Origin of the sequence: Escherichia sp. XD33 (assembly GCF_019375075.1) — a bacterium.
Taxonomy (GTDB): domain Bacteria; phylum Pseudomonadota; class Gammaproteobacteria; order Enterobacterales; family Enterobacteriaceae; genus Enterobacter; species Enterobacter flexneri_A.
The window spans coordinates 1-524 of the sequence record NZ_JAENDM010000392.1; the positions used below are offsets into that span (position 1 = coordinate 1).

At 48.5% G+C, this 524-nt stretch carries 1 protein-coding gene and 1 pseudogene; both read right to left on the reverse strand.

The genetic code is table 11. The annotated features are described in order from the left end of the window. On the reverse strand, positions 1-73 hold a 73-nt coding region (locus tag K0778_RS29500), incomplete at its 3' end, for an ESPR-type extended signal peptide-containing protein (RefSeq protein ID WP_214279554.1). A gap of 372 nt (positions 74-445) precedes the next feature. Further along, positions 446-524, reverse strand: a pseudogene (locus tag K0778_RS28260) (hypothetical protein); the annotation flags it as partial.

Sequence of the window (524 nt, forward strand, 5' to 3'; positions counted from 1 at the left end):
CGGAAGCCACCACCAGGGTGCCCGTAATGTGATTCCATACCAGCCTGTAGCTGGTGTTCAGATGTCGTTTCATCAGCTTTTCCTTACAGAGGGTGAATAAAAAAGCCGGTACCCACAAAAGTGGATACCGGCAGGTACAAAACAGCATGGTCAGATAAAGTGGTTTTTCCCGGACATAAATGCTTTCCCTCTCTCATCCGCCAGAGAAGTATCAGTCCGTTGTGTGCAATTCCGTTATGCATGATGAAGAGATTCAGCTGCCTTTTCGCAGACCATTAACCACTACAAACGATCGATGGCAACGATCGACACCTGTCTTATTGATCGTTTTGTTCTATTAACAGCAAGGCAGTCACGCAAGAGAAACAGGAGGGGGATGAGGTGTTTGTGTCATGTTTTCAGTTGGTTAACGCAATGTAATCAGGCATTTCCCCTGGCAGACTGTTCAGAAGAAAATCCAGTTCCATACAGCGCGGGCAACAGAGACCACCGTGTCACGGACGGCACGCAGAACCGTACGAGCC